The sequence below is a fragment of the Nocardiopsis alborubida genome, from assembly GCF_012396365.1.
In the GTDB taxonomy this organism is placed as follows: Bacteria; Actinomycetota; Actinomycetes; order Streptosporangiales; family Streptosporangiaceae; genus Nocardiopsis; species Nocardiopsis alborubida.
The window spans coordinates 1-1304 of sequence record NZ_JAAXPG010000071.1; the positions used below are offsets into that span (position 1 = coordinate 1).

The following is a 1304-nucleotide window of genomic DNA, read 5'->3' on the forward strand; positions in this document are numbered from 1 at the left end:
TGTCTCGTGCCGGGTTTATTGGAGGCTCGGAACCAACGCTTCGCCTTCTGTTGCCCCGGCCTGCTGCCGGTAGAAGCCGTCCTCGAACTCCGCTGGCGGGACCAGACCGATCTCGCCGTGCAGACGGCGGTGGTTGAACCAGTCCACGTACTCGGCTACCGCGATCTCCAGGTGGTCAAGGTTCCTCCACGGGCCGCGGTTACGGACCAGCTCGGCCTTGAACAACGAGTGGAACGCCTCGGCCAGAGCGTTGTCATAGGAGTCGCCGGTGGTGCCGACCGAGGCCACCGCGCCCGCCTCGGCCAGGCGCTGGGTGTAGCGCACCGCCAGATACTGCACCCCGCGGTCGGAGTGGTGGACCAGCCCATCGATGCGCCGTCCCACGTGTGCCCGGTTCCACACCGCCATCTCCAACGCGTCCAAGGCCAGATCGGTGCGCAACGACCGCGACACCTGCCAGCCCACCACCCGGCGAGAGAACACATCGATCACGAACGCGGCGTAGACCCACCCGGCGAAGGTGCGGATGTAGGTGATGTCGGCGACCCACAACCGATTCGGAGCATCCGCGGTGAACGCCCTCTCGACCAGGTCCGGGCGCATGTCCGGGCCCGGGGCCGGGGTGGTGGTGCGCGGGCTCTTGCCGCGGGTGATGCCCCGCAAACCGGCTTGGCGCATCAGCCGGTGAACGGTGCAGCGGGCCACCCGGTGGCCCTGCCGGTTGAGTTCGGCGTGGACCTTGCGCACCCCGTAGACGCCGTAGTTGTCGGTGTGCACCTGCCGGATCTTGGCGGTGGTGGCCTCATCGGTGCGCGAACGCAGCGACGGGGTCCGGCTCTTGGCCGCGTAGTAGGTGGACGGGGCGACCTGCAACACCTCGCAGATCGGCTCGACCCCGAACTCCTGCCGGTACAGGTCGATGTAGGCCACTACCTGGTGTGTGGGCGGTCGAGCTCCGCCGCGAAGAAAGCCGACGCTGACTTCAAGATCGCGTTCGCCCGCCGCAGCTCCCGCACCTCGCGCTCGAGCTCAGCGATCTTGTGGGCCTGGTCGGTGGTGGTGCCGGGCCGGGTCCCGTCGTCGATCTCGGCCTGGGTGACCCAGTTGCGCAGCGTTTCACGGTTGACGCCCAACTGGTCGGCCACTCGGGCGATGGCCCCATCGCGGGTGGTCGGGTTGCGGCGGGCGTCCACAGCCATCCGGATCGCTCGTTCGCGCAGCTCAGGCGGGTACTTCCTCGGTGCCGGCATGACTCTCATCCTTCCCAAGTTTGAGAGCCTCCATCACACCCGGAACGAGACAGA

1 protein-coding gene and 1 other annotated feature are annotated in these 1304 nt (G+C 67.9%); the gene reads right to left on the minus strand.

Features of this window, described 5'->3' with window-relative positions:
- Positions 1-15: 15 nt before the first annotated feature.
- A protein-coding gene (locus HGB44_RS31505) for an IS3 family transposase (RefSeq protein ID WP_231972696.1) occupies positions 16-1250 on the minus strand; the annotation gives its coding sequence in 2 pieces (ribosomal slippage) (positions 16-971 and positions 971-1250; 1236 coding nt in all).
- Positions 859-972, minus strand: a sequence feature (AL1L pseudoknot). (Overlaps the previous gene by 114 nt.)
- Positions 1251-1304: the final 54 nt, after the last annotated feature.